The sequence below is a fragment of the Bradyrhizobium sp. AUGA SZCCT0182 genome, assembly GCF_018130185.1.
Lineage (GTDB): Bacteria > Pseudomonadota > Alphaproteobacteria > Rhizobiales > Xanthobacteraceae > Bradyrhizobium.
The window spans coordinates 17,183-33,909 of the sequence record NZ_JAFCLY010000055.1 but is presented as its reverse complement, the minus strand read 5'-3'; the positions used below and the strand labels follow the sequence as shown (position 1 = coordinate 33,909).

The window sequence follows — 16,727 nt, the reverse complement described above, 5'->3', positions numbered from 1 at the left end:
TCCCGTGCGCAATTGCGCACTAGGCCGGGACGACAATGAGCTTGAATCTGTTTATCCGGGAAAACCCCTGGCGCTTGATGCTGGCTGTCAATGTCGCCGTGTTCGTCGGGGTGTTCCTGCACAAGATCACTCTGCCGCCCTTTGTTCCCTACATTCATCTCCTGGTCGACTATCATTTCGGCTTCACCAAGCGCGCGCTGATCGGCGCCATCGTGGCGCTGTTCACCGCGAAAGTGCCGGTGTGGCTGGTGTTCGCGATCAGTGGCGCCGTCTGGCTCATCACGGCGGGCCTGTTCGTGCGGCTGTTCAAGCGGACGTTCGGCTTCGACGACGCGCATCTGCCCCTGTTCGTGTTCATGGCCGGTTCGCCGTTCTTCCTGAAGAATTTCATGCACACGCTCGGGCATTTCGACATCTACGGATGCCTGTTCGCAATTGTCCTGCTGCTGATTCCGGCGCGCTCGCTGTTCTATGTGCTGCTCGCCACGCTGTTCTCGATGATCCTCGTGCTGATCCACCACATTCATCTCCTGATGTATGTGCCGACCATCGCGGCCATCGTGGTGCTGCGTTACTATCTGGCGCAGGGTGTGAGCCGCCCAGGCGCGATCGCGGGCATTGCCGCGCTCGCGGCCACCGGCATTCTTTTCATCGCCGCGCAATTCTACGGGACGATGGCGATTCCTGAATCGGAGTTCGCCGGTTACCTGCAAGGCAGGATGGCCGACCCATCGCGCACCAATCTGCTGAGCTTCAGTTACATCTGGTATCAGCCGCTATCGAAGGAAATGTTGGATACCTGGGCGCGTCTGCCGTCGAACCTGCTCGGCATCCCGGTGTTTGCGCTGCTGATCTGGTTGCATAGCCCGCTGTGGCGATATTTTTCGAGGTTGATCGCAGCGCTTGCAGTCGACGCGCATCGCCGCATCGTCATCGCGGCGATAGCAATCGTCACCCTCGCCTATCTGGTGATGTTCGTGATCGTGTTCGATTACTCGCGCTGGATTTCGAACTGGGCGGTGTGCCTGTTCCTGATCCTGCATGCGGTGAAGATGCTGCCCGCAGCACGCGAGGCGGTGCTGATATCGACCGATGATCGGAAAACCCAGATCTTCGGCTGGATCGTCACGCTAATCCCGCGCGTCGGCATCGTGCGGCCGTTCTAAATACTCACCTGACCCTCCGCACCCGCACATACAGCGCGCCCTCGCCGCCGTGGCCGATATGGGCTTCCTCGAATCCGACCACCAGCGAGCGGAATTCCGGCAGGCTGAGCCATTGCGGCACCTGACGGCGCAACACGCCGCGCTCGGCCTCGGAGCCGCCCACTTTGCCCTTGCCGGTGATGACGAGCACGAAGGTGAGGCCATCGCTGTGCGCGCGCTGCAGGAAGGTCAGCAGCACGCGGTGCGCGCGGATCTGCGTCATGCCGTGCAAATCGAGCCGGGCGTCGATCTCTTTCCGGCCACGCGAAAGCTGTGAGCGTTCACGGCGTCCGATCGGCGCCAGCGGTGGCGGCTCCGGCCGTGACGGAGGAATGATTCGTGGCGAAGGCATCGCCTTCGGTGACGCAACGGGGTTGGCGGCGACACTGGCTTCCGCCTCCGGCGCGGCTGCCGGCGGCTTGACGGCGCGGCGCCGCTTGCGCAGCGGCTTGACCTGCTTGGCCACGCTTTCCCACAGCGCACGCTCCTCTTCGCTGAGGCTGCGCTGGCGCCGCGGCGGCATTGGTATTTCGGGGATCGAGCTCGACGTCCGGCGTTTCATTGACGGTGGCGGAAGCGGCGAGTGTGGCGGTGGCGGACCGGTTCGGAAACCGGTTTGACATCGGGACGGGCCGCCGGCAGCGGCACCGGTTTTACCACAGCAGCCTGCGCGGCGGATGTGGGTGCGGTCACGGCCGGCGTTGCAGCGGGAGTGGCGTTCTTCGGATCCTTTAACGGATCAACCTGCGGAAACAGCTTTGCGATTTTCTCCGACGGCCGCTCGTCCGGCACCGGCATCTTGCGGCCACGCGCGGAAGGATCGAGGCTCTTCGGCAGCAGCATGACAAAACGCATAGGATGGCGGAAGCGGCCTGCTACCTTGCCGGCGTCAGCCCCGGCGCCGAGATAGAGGTCGGCGCGGGCGGGCCCGACGATCGCCGAGCCGGTATCCTGCGCTATCATCAGCCGCCGAAACGGCGTTTTGGATATATCGGTTTCGATCGGCAACTCGCCCTCGATGAAGAACGGCGTGCCGTAGACATGCAGTGCTTTATCAACCGCGATCGAGCGGCCCGGCGTCAGCGGCACGCCCTGGGCGCCGACGGCTTCGTCCTTGTCGGAGAGGTTTACCTCCCGGAAGAACACGTAGGACCGGTTCTGGCGACGCAACTCGTTGGCGCCATCGGGGTTCGCCGTCATCCACTCCCGGATCTTCTGCATCGACATCTGATCCCTGGGGATGATGTTGCGTTCGATCAGGATGCGGCCGACCGGCGTATAGGGATAACCATTATGCGCATCGTAATTGATGCGAACGGTCGAGCCATCATCGAGGCTGACCCGCGCCGAACCCTGGATCTGCGAGAACAGCAGATCGGTCTGGTCTTTCAGCCAGCAGATCTCGAGGCCGCGGCCCTCAATCGCACCGTCCTCGATCTCGGCGCGATCGTAATAGGGCACCAACTTGCGGCGGCCAATCTTGCGAAACACCTTGCCCCCGTTGGGCAACCCGGCCGAGCTCTGCGTGGCGCCGCGAACGAACAGATTGGACGGCCGGCGATAGACCGGCACTTTGTAGACCTCGTTCTCCGTCCGCGAGCCGTCGACGATGGGCTCGTAATAGCCGGTGACAAAGCCCTCGGGCTCGCCGAGCCGCGATATCCGCAAGGGCAGAAAATGCTCCTCGAAGAACGCTTTCGCCCTGGCGCCGTCGGTTAGCTCGAGGCCCCTGGCGACCCGGCAGGGATCGCGCAGCGAGGTACCAATCGCTTTCGGTTCGGATGGTGGCTTGGTTTGCGCTGCTATCGGCTTGCAGCTGTCGCGAAAGGTCTTGTAGGCGGCGAGATGATCGTCTTCGCGCCAGCCGGTGATGTCGGACCAGGCGACCGGCGCATATTGGGTGTTGGTGATCTGGAACGGCAAATCCAGCTGCGGATAAGGAAGGTGACGCTCGGATACCGGATGCGATGGCGGATGTGAATGCGACCGCGTCCGACGCGCGGCAGATGCGTCCAGGGGAGCCAGTGACAACGCGATAGCGATCGCAGCCAGCGCCAGCCTTGCAAGAGACCTTACAAGGCTGTGCGCGCTAGCTGGCGCTTCCGGTGCCAACCAACTTCCAGTTCGGATCGCGGGAACTCGTGTCGCGGGCAAATGTCCAGACATCGGTGATATCGGCGACCTTATCCGGCGTTCCATCGACAATGGCGCCGGTCTTGTCGCGGGTGACCGAGATCATCTGCGACACGAACCGCACCGTCAGCTGTGCCGCCTTGTCGCGGGCTTCCGCACCCACCAGTTCGGCCTTGTCGATCGAAACAAACCGCGTTTCGGTTTTCTGCTCGTGCTTCTCGCGATCCTTGATCACGGAGTCGAAACTCTCATAGACCTCGCTCGACAACAGATCCTTGAGCGCGCGGCGGTCGCCATTGGCAAACGCCAGCACGATCATCTCGTAGGCGCTGCGGGCACCGGAGAGGAAGTGACGGGGATCGAACGAGGAATCCTGCGCGACAAGCGCGTCGAGCCCTTGCGCCAGCGGCGTGCCCGCTTCCGCAATGCCCTTCCAGCGGTCGGTCGCCGGCGCAACGTCCGCGGTCGGCGCCAACGGCGTCTGATCGATCACGGCACCGGGCATCGGCACGACGTTGTTGTCCTGCGTACGCTGCACGACGTTCGGCGCGGCGCGATCGTAGGGCGGCCGTTCGCCCCCAGTGCGCTGTCCGAGGACGCTGCGCAGGCGCAGGAAGATGAAGACGGCCAGCGCCAGGAAGATGATAGTGTAAATATCCACGTCGTATTCGCTTTCTGGTTCTAACGCCGGCAACGGGTCCGGCGGTCGAGGGTTCCCTCATGAGCCCGGGAACGGCAGAGATTACATCTTCAATCGAGACTGCAGCATGTAGGCACGAAACTTTGCCCGGCCAATGGCGCGTTTTGGCGCGGGTGAATTGTAGCGCGTTTTAGCCGCGAGGGGAAATCCGATCATGTCCGGAAATCACGCATATTCAATTATTTAGGATGACCCCAAAGGGGCTCGCTGGGAGGCTGGCCGCGCGCTATTAGCCATATCTGTCACAAATGGCGGTTGGCCGGACCCGCCTTCAGTCCGTCGTCCTTGTGGAATAAGGCGGGGCTATGATAGCCACTCGCCCGGCAATGGCATTTCCGCCCGCCGAGCGAATTCAGACTATAACCCGGGCTCCGCTCGCCAGCGTTTTTAGGAGAGTTTCATGACCAACGGTAACGGCGCGCCCGCAGAGCAGGCCCCTGCCCAGCTCAACGTATTGGCGCAGTATACCAAGGACCTGTCGTTCGAGAATCCGAACGCCCCGGGATCGCTGGCGCCTCAGCAGCAGCAGCCGGCCATCAATATCCAGATCAATGTCGGCGCCAATAATCTCTCCGAAAGCGAGTTCGAGGTGACGCTTTCGATCGAGGGCAAGGCGGAAAATGCCGGCAAGGTCATGTTTTCGTTCGACCTCGCCTATGCGGGCGTGTTCCGCATCGTCAATGTGCCGAAGGAAAACCTGCACCCGCTGGTCATGATCGAATGCCCGCGGCTATTGTTCCCGTTCGCACGCGAGATCATTGCCACCGCGGTGCGTGACGGCGGGTTCCCCCCACTGATGCTCGATCCCGTGGATTTCGTCGGCCTCTACCGCCAGAACATGGAGCGGCAGGCGGCGGCGCAGGCTGCTTCGGGCGCGAAACCCAGCTAACCGACGCTCAGCGGCTAAACGCCGCTGCAGCGTTTCAAGCGGCTCCCAGAAACTCGTTCCAGATCGGCTTGTCGCCCAGCGTGGCGACAAAGGCCCGGTGCGCCTCGCGGTCGGCATCGGTGATTCGGGGTGCGAGCGGCGTCTCGCGCTGCCGGCGCGGCATGTCGCCGGTCCGCTCCGCCCGCGACTCGCGGGTCTCCGAGGCCAGGATCAACTGCGACTGCCGTGCGCCTATCAGGTCGATATAGACCTCGGCCAGCAATTCGGAATCGAGCAGCGCGCCGTGCTTGGTGCGGCGGGAATTGTCGATCGAATAGCGCGAGCAGAGATCATCGAGCCTGTTGGACACGCCGGGATGCTTGCGGCGCGCCAGCAGCAACGTATCGACCAGACGATCGCGTGCGATCGCCGGCCGTTTGATGCGGTCGAGTTCGGCATTGATGAAGCTGATGTCGAAGGACGCATTGTGGATCACCAGCGGCGCGTCGGCGATGAATTCCAGGAACTCCTCGACCACCTCCGTGAACAGCGGCTTGGTGGAGAGGAACTCGGCGGACAGACCATGCACGGCGAACGCTTCGGCCGGCATGTCGCGCTGGGGATTGATGTAGACGTGAAAGGTCTGGCCGGTCGGCATGCGGTTGTAGATCTCGACGCAGCCGATTTCGACCAGCCGGTCGCCGCGCAGCGGATCGAGGCCGGTGGTTTCAGTATCGAGGACGATTTCGCGCATGGGTCTTCTTAAAAACCGGGAATCTTAAAGGCCAGGAATCGGCGAATCAGGTCCGCCGCTGCGGCATCTTAACAACCTCGGCCAGAATGTCCCTGATACGGGCGCGCACGGGGTCGAGACCATGCGAGGTATCCACCACGAAATCAGCGCGCTTGCGCTTTTCCGCATCAGGTAGCTGCCGCGCCACAATGGCGTCAAAGCGCGCTTCGTCCATCGTGCCGCGCGCCAGCACGCGTTCGCGCTGCATTTCGGGCGTCGTCGTCACCACCACGACCGCATCGACACGCTTCTCGCCGCCGGTCTCATACAGCAGCGGGATATCCAACAGCACCACCGGCTTGCCCGCCGCTTCCGCATCTTCGAAGAATGTCTTTCGCGAGGCGCTGAGCATCGGATGAACGATCTGCTCAAGCTGCTTCATGGCATCGGGATCGTGCACCACCTGGACGGAGAGCAGCGCGCGATCGACCTTGCCGTCCACGGTGGTGCCGGGAAACGCCGCTTCGATCGCCGGCGCAGCCTCACCCTCATAGATTTTGTGCACCTCCGCATCGGCGTCGTACACGGGAACCCCCGCCTCCGCGAACAGTTTTGCGGTGGTGGATTTTCCCATTCCGATCGAACCGGTCAGTCCAAGGATCAGCATTCAGATCGCCGTTGTTTGAGAGTTCAGACACCAAGCAGTCGCTCGCTGCGCAAAAGTGCGAGCAGCGGCAGCAACGGCAGGCCGAGGATGGTAAAATGATCGCCTTCGATCCGTTCGAACAGATGCACGCCGAGCCCTTCCAGCTGATAGGCGCCGACGCTGGTCGTTACCGCGTCTCCCGCCTGGTCCAGATAGGCCTCGATTTCGTCCTTGTTGAGAGATCGCATGGTCATGTGTGCAACGCTAATATCTGCGGACAGTATCTTGCCGTCGCGGGCAACGGCAAATGCCGAGTGCAATTCGTGGCGCTTGCCGGCGAGCAAACCCAATTGCTCCGCTGCTGCGGCACGCCCGGCAGGCTTGCTGAACAACCGGTCTCCAAGCGCCAGGGTCTGGTCGGCGCCAACAACGTAGCGGCCGGGTTTTTGCCGCGAAACCCACAGCGCCTTTTCTCGCGCCAGCAACTTGGCGATTTCGCCGGGTGCCGAAAGCCCAGACTCCTTTTGCACGGCGCGCTCATCGATATCGGCCGGAACAGCTTCAAAGGCGATGCCGGCGTTGGCCAGCAGCATCTGCCGCGCGCGGCTCTGCGAAGCCAGGACTAGCGGGTCTTTTCCAAGCCAGATGCTCATGGTAGCCGCGTCATTCCGGAAGCCGTTGCCGCTGCCGGTCGGTGAAAAGTTTCAAAATAGCGGCCGCAGTTTCCTCGATCGACCGCCGCGTCACGTCGAGCTGCGCCCAGCCGAACTTGGCGCTGAGCCGCCGCGCATATGCCACTTCATCGGTGACGGATTGGCGATCGATATAATCGTCGTTGCCGGAATCGGCGCCCATGCTCAGGAGCCGGTTTTGCCGTACCTGAATCAGGCGCTCCGGCGTCGCATGGAGGCTGACCACCAGCGGCTTCTTCAGCGTCTCCAGCTGATGCGGCGCCGGAATGCCCGGCACCAGCGGGACATTCGCGGTGCGGATGCCGCGGTTGGCGAGATAGATCGAGGTCGGCGTCTTGGATGTACGGGATACACCGACCAGGACGATGTCGGCATCTTCGAGGCCTTCCACATGCTGGCCGTCGTCATGGATCATCGTGTAGTTCAGCGCGTCGATGCGCTTGAAATATTCCGCATTGAGAACGTGCTGGGCGCCGACGCGCCCCGTGGTGGCCGCACCGAGATAGGCTTCGAATAATTGCATCACCGGCCCGATGATCGACAGGCTCGGGATGTTGATGTCCTTGCACTTGGTCTCGAGCCGGCCAACCAGATCCTTTTCCAGCAGCGTGAAAAGCACGATGCCCGGCGCCTCCTCGATCTCATCGAGCACACGGTCGAGCTGCTTCTGGCTGCGCACCAAGGGATAGACATGTTCGACCGCGGTGACGTTGGCGTACTGCGCGGCCACCGCGCGCGCCACGGTGATCAGTGTCTCACCGGTCGAATCGGAGACCAGATGGAGGTGAAAATAATTGCCGGTCGTGGGCACCAAAACCCCTGTGTATCCTGTGAATCCTTGTGGACCTTAGCCCAGAGATTTGGCCCTGGATCGCCCTCTCGGGGATAACCCGGCTTTTTCTACACAGGGCTCCCAAAAGGATAAGTCAGATCCCCAATCCGAACGATAGTGAGAATTTGTGGATTTGTCTCTGCATAAGCTCCGGGCAAACCAACGCAAGCGTTTGATGCAAGGCGCATTATTCGAGCGACCAGATTGTCTCGCCGAAATGTGGATGGATGTGAACAAGCCGGGAGAACTGCGGGACAGTTTGTTGTGAGTCCAATTCACCGCTACTTAGACTCAAACCTAAGATTCTAAAAATATTAGTTAGAGAAGCGGTGCATTGAGGATATGTCTCCGTCCCGCCGCTGGCGAAAGCTTTTCAGGCAATGCTGAGAGCGTCTGAACGTTCCAAGCGGCGATGAGGACGAGGCGACGCGCGATGTACGAGTGGATCACGATCACGGCCTACCCGTGGATCAAGGCACTGCATGTGATTGCGGTCATCTCCTGGATGGCCGGCATGCTCTATCTGCCGCGGCTGTTCGTCTATCATTGCGATGCCGAGGTCGGATCGAAGCAATCCGAAACCTTCAAGGTGATGGAACGCCGGCTGCTGAAGGCGATCATCAACCCGGCGATGATGGTCACCTGGCTGGCCGGGCTGTATCTGGCCTGGAGCGGCCATTGGTACGTGTCCGGCTGGTTTCACGCCAAGTTCGCACTGGTGATCGCGCTGTCCGGCGTCCACGGCTTTTTTTCGCGCTGGGTGAAGGATTTCGCCGCCGACAAGAATATGCGAAGCCAGAAATTCTATCGTATTATCAACGAGGTACCTACTGTTCTGATGATCGGGATCGTTATTCTGGTCGTGGTTAGGCCGTTCTAGGCGGCCTTTTTGGCGCGAGGAGTACTTCAGGCCTGCTTGCGAAGCGGCGGGCGATTTTCTATATTAGCCAAATCCCACCCCACGCAGGCGGATGTGGTTGTGTCCCGGTCTCCTCGTTGAGCCGGCCACCGCATCAGGTTTGAAGCCTTACCGGCACTTTCCTCGCTTAGACCTGCGGACCTTCCGTTTTTCGTGTCCGCTTTTCGTTCGAAGCCCCTCGCACCCCTCCTCCAGTTATTCTCCACAGGACCACCCCAATGCGGGAAATGAAACTCCAAGACCTCAAAGCAAAAACGCCGGCCGAGCTCGTCTCGTTCGCGGAAGAGAACGGGGTCGAAAATGCCAGCACCATGCGCAAGCAGGAGCTGATGTTCGCCATCCTCAAGCAGCTCGCGATCCAGGAAACCGACATTATCGGCGAGGGTGTCGTTGAGGTTCTCTCCGACGGCTTCGGCTTCCTGCGCTCGCCTGACGCGAATTACCTGCCGGGCCCGGACGATATCTACGTCTCGCCCTCGCAGATCCGCCGCTTCGGGCTTCGCACTGGCGACACCATCGAGGGCCATATCCGCAGCCCGAAAGAAGGCGAACGCTATTTCGCGCTGCTCAAGGTCAACACGCTCAATTTCGAAGACCCGGAAAAATCCAAGCACAAGGTCAATTTCGACAATCTGACGCCGCTGTTTCCGGACCAGCGCTTCCGCCTCGAACTTGAAGACCCGACGCGAAAAGACCTTTCTGCAAGGGTTATCGACATCGTCGCCCCGATCGGTAAAGGCCAGCGCGCCCTGATCGTGGCGCCGCCACGCACCGGCAAGACGGTGCTGATGCAGAACATCGCGCACTCGATCACCGCCAATCATCCTGAATGCTATCTGATCGTGCTTCTGATCGACGAGCGTCCGGAAGAAGTCACGGACATGCAGCGTTCGGTGAAGGGCGAAGTCGTCTCGTCGACCTTCGACGAACCGGCGGTGCGTCACGTCCAGGTCGCCGAGATGGTGATCGAAAAGGCCAAGCGGCTGGTTGAACACGGCCGCGACGTCGTGATCCTGCTCGATTCGATCACGCGTTTGGGCCGCGCCTACAACACCGTGGTGCCGTCATCCGGCAAGGTGCTGACCGGCGGTGTCGACGCCAATGCGCTGCAGCGGCCGAAGCGCTTCTTCGGTGCCGCCCGTAACATCGAGGAGGGCGGTTCGCTCACCATCATCGCGACCGCGCTGGTCGATACCGGCAGCCGAATGGACGAAGTCATCTTCGAAGAGTTCAAGGGAACCGGTAACTCCGAACTGATCCTGGACCGCAAGGTCTCGGACAAGCGGACTTTCCCGGCGATCGACATCTCGCGCTCCGGCACCCGCAAGGAAGAGCTCATCACCGATCCGCAGCTCCTCAAGAAAATGTACGTGCTGCGCCGTATCCTCAATCCGATGGGCACCATGGACGCGATCGACTTCCTGCTCGACAAGCTCCGCAACACCAAGAACAACTCGGAATTCTTCGATTCCATGAACACCTGATCCGTCAGGCGAGGTTTTGGGGAAGGGCGCCTCGTGCAGACGGGGCGCCCCTTTCGTTGGTCGCCCATGTTGCAGCAATTGCTGCAGCAAAGGTGCAGCATGGCCGGGGAGGCGCATCGGAGCCGACTTTCGATTAAGTATCTGATATTGCTCGGTTTAGATAAGGACAGGCCACGAAACCCAGCCAAGCCATCGGTTTTCGCAGCAAATTTGCTGCACAAATGCTGCAGCAAATTGGCTCTCGGGAGGGCGTTTCCCCTTCTGATCGGGATGTCGACCCGCAGCTCAAATTGCGTTGCCTTTTCAAGCACTCCTGCACAAATAGGCGATGCATCCGCGGGATCAGACCATTTTTGCGCTGTCGTCGGGCCGCGCGCCCAGTGCAATCGCGATTGTGCGGGTATCGGGGCCGGGGGCCGGTCCGGCGCTAATGGCGCTGGGGGGCAAAATCCCGCCGGCGCGGGCAGCGACCCGGATGCTTCTCCAGGACGCCAGCGGTCTGCCATTGGACGATTCGATGGTGCTCTGGTTCCCGGGACCAGCGAGCGCCACCGGCGAGGACGTCGCCGAGTTCCAGGTCCATGGTGGGCGGGCGGTGCTGGCCGCGATCTTCGCGGCGCTGGCCGCTTTGGAAAATATGCGGGCCGCCGAGCCCGGCGAATTCACGCGGCGCGCGTTCGAGAACGGCAAGCTCGATCTGACCGAGGCCGAAGGTCTGGATGATCTCATTCACGCCGATACCGACCGGCAACGGCGCCAGGCGCTGCGCCAGCTCAAGGGCCTGCTCGGCGACAAGGCACGCGACTGGCGTGCGCGCATCATCGAGGCATCAGCGCTGATCGAAGCCGGCATCGATTTTTCGGATGAGGGCGATGTGCCAGCGGAATTGATTGCGCCGGCGCTGGCGAGAATCAAAACGCTCTTAATCGAAATCGAAGAAGTCCTTGCGGCACAGGGCCAAAGTGAACGGCTGCGCGATGGCCTGGTGGTGGCTATCGCGGGTCCCCCGAATGTCGGCAAATCGACCTTGATGAATCAGCTGACGCGGCGCGAGGTGGCGATCGTATCGCCGCACGCCGGCACCACGCGTGACGTCATCGAGGTGCAGCTCGATCTCGACGGTTATCCGGTGACCGTCATCGACACCGCCGGTATTCGCGAGACCGACGATCCGGTGGAGCAGGAGGGTGTGCGTCGCGCGCGGGCTCGTGCCGCGGAAGCCGATCTGGTGCTGTGGCTTGCCGACGGGGAGGACGCGAGAATTGATCACGCAGGCACCGCGCCGGTCTGGCGCGTGCGCAACAAGATCGACCTGGATCCGGCCGCTCGGCCATTGGCCGAGGTACCGGGACGAGGCGAGTTTGCGATTTCGGCCAGGAGCGGGGACGGGCTTCCCGAGCTGATCGCGGCCTTGGTCCAGTTCGCCCAGGATTATTTCGGCGCCAGCGAAGGCGGGTTGATCAGCCGGACCCGGCAGCGGCAGTTGCTGCAGCAGACGGCGACTTCGTTGCGGCGCAGCATTGAGGTGGTCGGAGAGGGCGAGGAACTGGCGGCCGAGGAACTTCGCGTCGCCGCGCACTCCCTTGGGCGGCTGCTGGGGCGCGTCGATGTCGAGGACATACTCGACGTGATCTTCCGGGAATTCTGTGTAGGGAAGTAATATTTCTTTCTTTTAGTTTTTAATTCATTTCATGTCTGGCGTGTTTCACGTGAAACAGTTCCCGAGGCGCTGGTGGAACCCGCTGTTTCACGTGAAACAGATCCATTCCTTTCAATTTCCCGCAACTTCCCGCTTCCGCGATTTCTGACTCCGCGATAGAAGTCCGCCATGATTTCGCGCTCAGATTCCTTCGACGTTATCGTCATCGGCGGCGGCCATGCCGGCTGCGAGGCCGCGAGCGCGGCAGCCCGGATGGGCGCGAAGACAGCGCTGGTCACCCACAGCTTTGCGACCGTCGGCGCGATGTCCTGCAATCCCGCCATCGGTGGTCTGGGCAAGGGTCATCTCGTCCGTGAAGTCGATGCCCTCGATGGTCTGATGGGCCGGGTCGCCGATGCTGGCGGCATCCAGTTTCGGATGCTGAACCGTCGCAAGGGTCCTGCCGTTCGCGGACCGCGGGCCCAGGCCGACCGCAAACTCTATGCGGCCGCGATGCAGGCGGCGATCATCGAGACCGCCAATCTGAGTGTGGTCGAAGGCGAGGCGGATGAGCTGATTGTTTCGAGCGGGCGTGTCACCGGCATTCGTCTCGGCGACGGCCGCGAACTTGGCTGTGGTGCCGTCGTCATCACCACTGGGACCTTCCTCCGTGGTCTGATCCATCTCGGCGAAAAGAACTGGCCTGCGGGGCGGGTCGGCGAGGCTCCGGCGATGGGGCTTTCGACTTCCTTCGAGCGTGCTGGGTTTACGCTCGGCCGTCTCAAGACAGGGACGCCGCCGCGGCTGGATGGCACGACTATCGACTGGTCCGCGGTCGAAATGCAGCCCGGCGACGATCCGCCGGAGCCGTTCTCGGTCATGACCGACCGCATTACGACCCCACAGATCCAGTGTGGGATCACCCGCACCACGCCGGCGACCCATGACGTGATCCGGGCCAATGTACATCGCTCGCCGATGTATTCCGGTCAGATCAAGAGCAGCGGTCCGCGCTATTGCCCCTCGATCGAAGACAAGATCGTCCGCTTTGGCGATCGCGACGGCCATCAGATCTTCCTGGAGCCGGAAGGCCTGGAAGACTCCACCGTCTATCCCAACGGCATCTCGACTTCGCTTCCGGAGGAGGTGCAGCTCGCGATCCTCTCGACCATTCCTGGTCTCGAACAGGTCAAGATGGTCCGCCCGGGCTATGCGATCGAGTACGACCATGTCGATCCCCGGGAGTTGGAGCCGACGCTGCAGGCCAAGCGGCTGCCGGGACTGTTCCTGGCCGGGCAGATCAACGGCACCACCGGCTATGAAGAGGCTGCGGCACAGGGAATTGTTGCGGGGCTGAATGCGGCACTGTCCGCCAGCGGCGGCGAGGCGATCGTTTTCGACCGTGCCGACGGCTATCTCGGCGTGATGATCGATGATCTCGTGACCCGCGGCATCACTGAGCCGTATCGAATGTTCACCTCGCGGGCGGAATATCGCCTGACCCTGCGAGCCGACAATGCCGACCAGCGGCTGACCGACAAGGGGATCGCCTTGGGTTGCGTAGGGCAGGTGCGTTCGCAGCGCCACGGCACCAAGATGGGCGCGCTCGAAGCCGCGAAGTCGCTGGCGAAGTCTTTGACGATCACGCCCAACGAAGCCGGCAAGCACGGCCTGGCGCTGAACCGGGATGGCCATCGTCGCTCGGCGTTTGAGCTATTGGCCTACCCGGAGGTCGAATGGTCCGCCCTGCAAGGCATCTGGCCCGAGCTATCCGCCATTGACCCATCGATCGCCGTCCACCTCGAGATCGATGCCAAATATGACGTCTATCTGAAGCGCCAGACCGCTGACGTCGACGCCTTCAGGCGCGATGAGGGCATGGTTCTGACCGACATCGATTATTCTGACGTGCCCGGCCTCTCCAATGAGGCGCGCTCAAAGCTTGAGGCGGCGCGGCCGCGAACCGTGGGGCAGGCGGGGCGGCTGGATGGTTTGACTCCGGCCGCGCTCGGTATCCTGGCGGCATATCTGCGGCGTGAAGCCCGGCGAAAGACTTCGAAGGTGACGGCTTAAAACGTTTCACGTGAAACGGGGAGGCCCACAGTCCAGAGGGGGCAGGCGGCGACCTGTCCGCCGTAGCTCATGAGCGAAGGCGGACGCAATCCACCTGTCCGTTATGCTGCGCGATGGATTGCTTCGCTTCGCTCGCAATGACAGCCTCAGCAGCGGCGGCCTTCGAGCGAATCGATAAGATGCCGAGCAAGTAAAATTCATGGTCCCAACCTCCGACAAAGCCGCCGCCCTCGCCCTCACCCCCGTTTCACGTGAAACAGAGGCGCGGCTGGATCGCTATGTCGATCTGCTCCGGGAATGGCAGGCCAAAACAAACCTGGTGGCGCCATCGACACTTCCACATCTCTGGACTCGCCATATCGCCGACTCGCTACAGCTCCTGAGCTTGGTTCCCACTGCAACGAGGTGGGTCGATCTCGGCAGCGGCGGCGGCTTTCCGGGTGTGGTCCTCGCCTGCGCTTTGGCCGAGACGCCGGGCGCCAATATTCAGCTGGTCGAACGCAACGCCAAGAAAGCCGCGTTCCTGCGCGAAGCAATTCGTGTGACCTCGGCGGCCGGGACCGTGCATCTCGCTGACATCGGGGATATCGTGGATAGAATCGCCGGCCCTGTCGATTGCGTCACTGCGCGGGCGCTGGCTCCGTTACATCAGCTCATCGGTTTCGCGGAACCGCTGGTAGGAAAGGGCGCAAAAGCGTTATTTCTAAAGGGCCAAGATGTAGAGGCTGAATTGACCGAAGCCACTAAATATTGGAATATTAGGCCGCAACTTCATTCCAGCCGCACGGGCGGACAAGGCTGGATCGTCGAACTCGACCGCATCGAGCGACGCAAAACTTCCGCGATGGGCACCGAGTATGACCGTGATTGATCAAATATATCAAGAAGATAAAGCGGCTACACCGGCGGGCCATCCGCGCATATTGTCGCTCGCCAACCAGAAGGGTGGCGTCGGCAAGACTACCACCGCGATCAATCTTGGCACCGCACTCGCTGCGATTGGCGAGCGCGTGTTGATCGTCGACCTCGACCCCCAGGGCAACGCCTCCACCGGTCTCGGCATCGATCGCCGCAACCGCAACTGTTCAACCTACGATGTGCTGATCGGTGAAGCCCCGCTGCGCGAAGCTGTCGTTGTAACCGCCGTGCCGCGTCTGCATATCGCGGCTTCCACCATGGACTTGTCGGGTCTCGAATTGGAGCTGGGATCGACGCCCGGCCGCGCCTTCCGGCTGCGCGACGCCATCGCGGCGCTGAACAGCAACGCGGCGCCCGACTCCGATTACACCTATGTGCTGATCGACTGCCCGCCGTCGCTCAACCTCCTCACCGTCAATGCGATGGCGGCATCCGACGCGATCCTGGTGCCGCTGCAATGCGAGTTCTTCGCGCTCGAAGGTCTGTCGCAATTGTTGCAGACCGTGGAGCAGGTGCGCTCGACGTTGAATCCTACCCTGTCGATCCACGGCATCGTGCTGACCATGTTCGACTCGCGCAACAATTTGTCGAACCAGGTCGTCGCCGACGTCCGGCAGTTCATGGGCGCCAAGGTCTACAACACCATGATCCCGCGCAACGTGCGCATCTCCGAGGCGCCGTCCTATGGCAAGCCGGTCTTGGTTTACGATCTCAAATGCGTCGGCAGCGATGCGTATCTGAAACTCGCAACCGAGGTGATCCAGCGCGAGCGTGAGCTGCGAACGCATTAGCGCGAAATCGTAGGGTGGGTAGAGCGCAGCGAAACCCACCGCCACATACGCGATCAAGATGATGGGTTTCGCTGCGCTCTACCCATCCTACAAGAAACACAGTTTCTAATTTCGGAGTAAGTTGCGTGAATCCAAGGGAGCTGGCGATGGCCGACGAAGCGCGTTCGCGACTGGGCCGCGGTCTTGCAAGTCTGATCGGCGATGTCGGCGGTGAGGCCGCGCACGTCGAGCGCCCGCGCAATCAGCGCAAGGTGCCGATCGAATTTCTAAAGGCAAATCCGCGCAACCCGCGCCGGACGTTTGCCGATGCCGAACTCGGCGAGCTCGCTGCTTCGGTCAAGCAGCATGGCGTGATCCAGCCGATCGTGGTGCGTCCGGTGAAGGGCGTTGCTGATCGCTACGAGATCATCGCCGGCGAACGCCGCTGGCGCGCCTCGCAACTGGCCGGCCTGCATGAAGTGCCGATCGTGCCGATCGAGGTCAGCGACAGCGACGCGCTCGAGATCATGATCATCGAGAACGTGCAGCGCGAAGACCTCAATGCGATGGAAGAGGCGCAGGGCTATCACGCGCTCGCGGAAGAATTCAAACGCAGCCAGGAAGAGATCGCCAAGGAGGTCGGCAAGAGCCGCAGCCATGTCGCCAACATGATGCGGCTGACGAAGCTGCCGGCGGAAGTGCAGGCCCTCATCGCCAACGGCGAATTGTCCGCCGGCCACGCCCGCGCGCTGATCGGCGTGCCGGATCCGCTTGCCTCCGCAAAGCGCATCGTCGCCGAAGGCCTCAACGTCCGCCAGGCCGAAGCGCTGGCGCATGAAGAAGGCGTGCCGGAGCGCAAGCCGCAGAAGGCCCGCAGCGGCGGCAAGACCAAGGACCCCGATACGATAGCGTTGGAGAAACGCGTCAGCGACGCGCTAGGGCTGGCCGTCACCGTCAATCACCGCGATCCCGGCGGCAGCGTCCAGATCAGCTACCGCAACCTCGAGCAGCTCGACGAAGTGATGCGGCGGCTGGCGAAGGGCGGTTGAACGGAGCGCTCGAATTTATTTTCGGCGTCCCGGCCTTGAGCTCAGATGCGCAATTGCGCATCGGGG

16 protein-coding genes are annotated in these 16,727 nt (G+C 61.8%); 9 read left to right on the top strand and 7 right to left on the bottom strand.

Annotated elements, in window-relative coordinates:
- Positions 1-35 precede the first annotated feature (35 nt).
- Positions 36-1,166 carry a hypothetical protein gene (locus tag JQ611_RS36485; protein WP_212264146.1) on the top strand — a complete coding sequence of 377 codons (1,131 nt, stop codon included), beginning with the start codon at positions 36-38 and terminating at the stop codon, positions 1,164-1,166.
- A 4-nt stretch (positions 1,167-1,170) separates the two neighbouring features.
- Here JQ611_RS36485 and JQ611_RS36480 read toward each other — a convergent pair whose 3' ends face one another.
- From JQ611_RS36480 to JQ611_RS36470, 3 genes are read right to left on the bottom strand one after another with little or no spacing between them, the layout of a single operon-like run.
- The gene (locus tag JQ611_RS36480; protein WP_212386241.1) at positions 1,171-1,767 is read right to left on the bottom strand and encodes a Smr/MutS family protein; all 597 of its coding nucleotides are present in this window, start codon (positions 1,765-1,767) and stop codon (positions 1,171-1,173) included.
- Positions 1,764-3,317: a murein transglycosylase A gene (locus JQ611_RS36475; protein WP_409411324.1), complete on the bottom strand. Its 1,554-nt coding sequence runs from the start codon at positions 3,315-3,317 to the stop codon at positions 1,764-1,766. Before JQ611_RS36475 ends, JQ611_RS36480 begins: the two co-directional genes overlap by 4 nt.
- Complete coding sequence (locus JQ611_RS36470) at positions 3,295-3,999, bottom strand: Tim44/TimA family putative adaptor protein (RefSeq protein ID WP_212264149.1); 705 nt, start codon at positions 3,997-3,999, stop codon at positions 3,295-3,297. Before JQ611_RS36470 ends, JQ611_RS36475 begins: the two co-directional genes overlap by 23 nt.
- Before the next feature lie 439 nt (positions 4,000-4,438).
- On the opposite strand from JQ611_RS36470, the gene secB reads away from it, so the two are divergent.
- A complete protein-coding gene (gene secB, locus JQ611_RS36465) occupies positions 4,439-4,927 on the top strand; it encodes a protein-export chaperone SecB (RefSeq protein WP_212264150.1) in 489 nt (162 codons plus the stop codon).
- Between the two features lie 34 nt (positions 4,928-4,961).
- Here the strand turns inward: secB and dnaQ are convergent, their stop codons facing one another.
- The 4 genes from dnaQ to JQ611_RS36445 are packed head-to-tail and all read right to left on the bottom strand — an operon-like array spanning position 4,962 to position 7,788.
- The gene (gene dnaQ, locus JQ611_RS36460; protein ID WP_212468176.1) at positions 4,962-5,660 is read right to left on the bottom strand and encodes a DNA polymerase III subunit epsilon; all 699 of its coding nucleotides are present in this window, start codon (positions 5,658-5,660) and stop codon (positions 4,962-4,964) included.
- A 46-nt stretch (positions 5,661-5,706) separates the two neighbouring features.
- Complete coding sequence (gene coaE / locus JQ611_RS36455; RefSeq protein WP_212264152.1) at positions 5,707-6,306, bottom strand: dephospho-CoA kinase; 600 nt, start codon at positions 6,304-6,306, stop codon at positions 5,707-5,709.
- 23 nt (positions 6,307-6,329) lie between these two features.
- Positions 6,330-6,938: a nucleoside triphosphate pyrophosphatase gene (locus tag JQ611_RS36450; RefSeq protein WP_212468175.1), complete on the bottom strand. Its 609-nt coding sequence runs from the start codon at positions 6,936-6,938 to the stop codon at positions 6,330-6,332.
- Positions 6,939-6,948: 10 nt separating this feature from the next.
- On the bottom strand, positions 6,949-7,788 hold the full coding sequence (locus JQ611_RS36445; protein WP_212207596.1) for a pyruvate, water dikinase regulatory protein: 840 nt from the start codon (positions 7,786-7,788) through the stop codon (positions 6,949-6,951).
- A gap of 454 nt (positions 7,789-8,242) precedes the next feature.
- On the opposite strand from JQ611_RS36445, the gene hemJ reads away from it, so the two are divergent.
- From hemJ to JQ611_RS36410, 7 genes are all read left to right on the top strand, one after another.
- Entirely contained in the window at positions 8,243-8,689 is a 447-nt protein-coding gene (gene hemJ / locus JQ611_RS36440; protein ID WP_212264155.1) for a protoporphyrinogen oxidase HemJ, read from the top strand.
- 257 nt (positions 8,690-8,946) lie between these two features.
- Positions 8,947-10,212, top strand: coding sequence for a transcription termination factor Rho (gene rho, locus JQ611_RS36435; RefSeq protein WP_074821153.1), 1,266 nt, complete (start codon positions 8,947-8,949; stop codon positions 10,210-10,212).
- A 328-nt stretch (positions 10,213-10,540) separates the two neighbouring features.
- The gene (mnmE, locus tag JQ611_RS36430; protein ID WP_212468174.1) at positions 10,541-11,872 is read left to right on the top strand and encodes a tRNA uridine-5-carboxymethylaminomethyl(34) synthesis GTPase MnmE; all 1,332 of its coding nucleotides are present in this window, start codon (positions 10,541-10,543) and stop codon (positions 11,870-11,872) included.
- Between the two features lie 168 nt (positions 11,873-12,040).
- Positions 12,041-13,924, top strand: a complete 1,884-nt coding sequence (gene mnmG / locus JQ611_RS36425) for a tRNA uridine-5-carboxymethylaminomethyl(34) synthesis enzyme MnmG (protein WP_212468173.1) — start codon at positions 12,041-12,043, stop codon at positions 13,922-13,924.
- A gap of 199 nt (positions 13,925-14,123) precedes the next feature.
- Entirely contained in the window at positions 14,124-14,795 is a 672-nt protein-coding gene (gene rsmG, locus JQ611_RS36420; RefSeq protein ID WP_212468172.1) for a 16S rRNA (guanine(527)-N(7))-methyltransferase RsmG, read from the top strand.
- Positions 14,782-15,633 (top strand): ParA family protein, encoded by an 852-nt coding sequence (locus tag JQ611_RS36415; protein WP_212386234.1) that lies wholly within the window; start codon positions 14,782-14,784, stop codon positions 15,631-15,633. The genes rsmG and JQ611_RS36415 overlap by 14 nt, the downstream gene beginning before the upstream one ends.
- Before the next feature lie 146 nt (positions 15,634-15,779).
- On the top strand, positions 15,780-16,661 hold the full coding sequence (locus JQ611_RS36410; protein WP_212264160.1) for a ParB/RepB/Spo0J family partition protein: 882 nt from the start codon (positions 15,780-15,782) through the stop codon (positions 16,659-16,661).
- Positions 16,662-16,727: the final 66 nt, after the last annotated feature.

Excerpts from the sequence above, each read along its gene's own strand:
- JQ611_RS36410 (WP_212264160.1), top strand. The coding sequence starts at position 15,780 with ATGGCCGACGAAGCGCGTTCGCGACTGGGCCGCGGTCTTGCAAGTCTG.
- JQ611_RS36450 (WP_212468175.1), bottom strand. The coding sequence starts at position 6,938 with ATGAGCATCTGGCTTGGAAAAGACCCGCTAGTCCTGGCTTCGCAGAGC.
- rho (WP_074821153.1), top strand. The coding sequence starts at position 8,947 with ATGCGGGAAATGAAACTCCAAGACCTCAAAGCAAAAACGCCGGCCGAG.
- secB (WP_212264150.1), top strand. The coding sequence starts at position 4,439 with ATGACCAACGGTAACGGCGCGCCCGCAGAGCAGGCCCCTGCCCAGCTC.
- rsmG (WP_212468172.1), top strand. The coding sequence starts at position 14,124 with ATGGTCCCAACCTCCGACAAAGCCGCCGCCCTCGCCCTCACCCCCGTT.
- hemJ (WP_212264155.1), top strand. The coding sequence starts at position 8,243 with ATGTACGAGTGGATCACGATCACGGCCTACCCGTGGATCAAGGCACTG.
- coaE (WP_212264152.1), bottom strand. The coding sequence starts at position 6,306 with ATGCTGATCCTTGGACTGACCGGTTCGATCGGAATGGGAAAATCCACC.
- JQ611_RS36480 (WP_212386241.1), bottom strand. The coding sequence starts at position 1,767 with ATGAAACGCCGGACGTCGAGCTCGATCCCCGAAATACCAATGCCGCCG.
- dnaQ (WP_212468176.1), bottom strand. The coding sequence starts at position 5,660 with ATGCGCGAAATCGTCCTCGATACTGAAACCACCGGCCTCGATCCGCTG.
- mnmE (WP_212468174.1), top strand. The coding sequence starts at position 10,541 with ATGCATCCGCGGGATCAGACCATTTTTGCGCTGTCGTCGGGCCGCGCG.
- mnmG (WP_212468173.1), top strand. The coding sequence starts at position 12,041 with ATGATTTCGCGCTCAGATTCCTTCGACGTTATCGTCATCGGCGGCGGC.
- JQ611_RS36415 (WP_212386234.1), top strand. The coding sequence starts at position 14,782 with ATGACCGTGATTGATCAAATATATCAAGAAGATAAAGCGGCTACACCG.
- JQ611_RS36485 (WP_212264146.1), top strand. The coding sequence starts at position 36 with ATGAGCTTGAATCTGTTTATCCGGGAAAACCCCTGGCGCTTGATGCTG.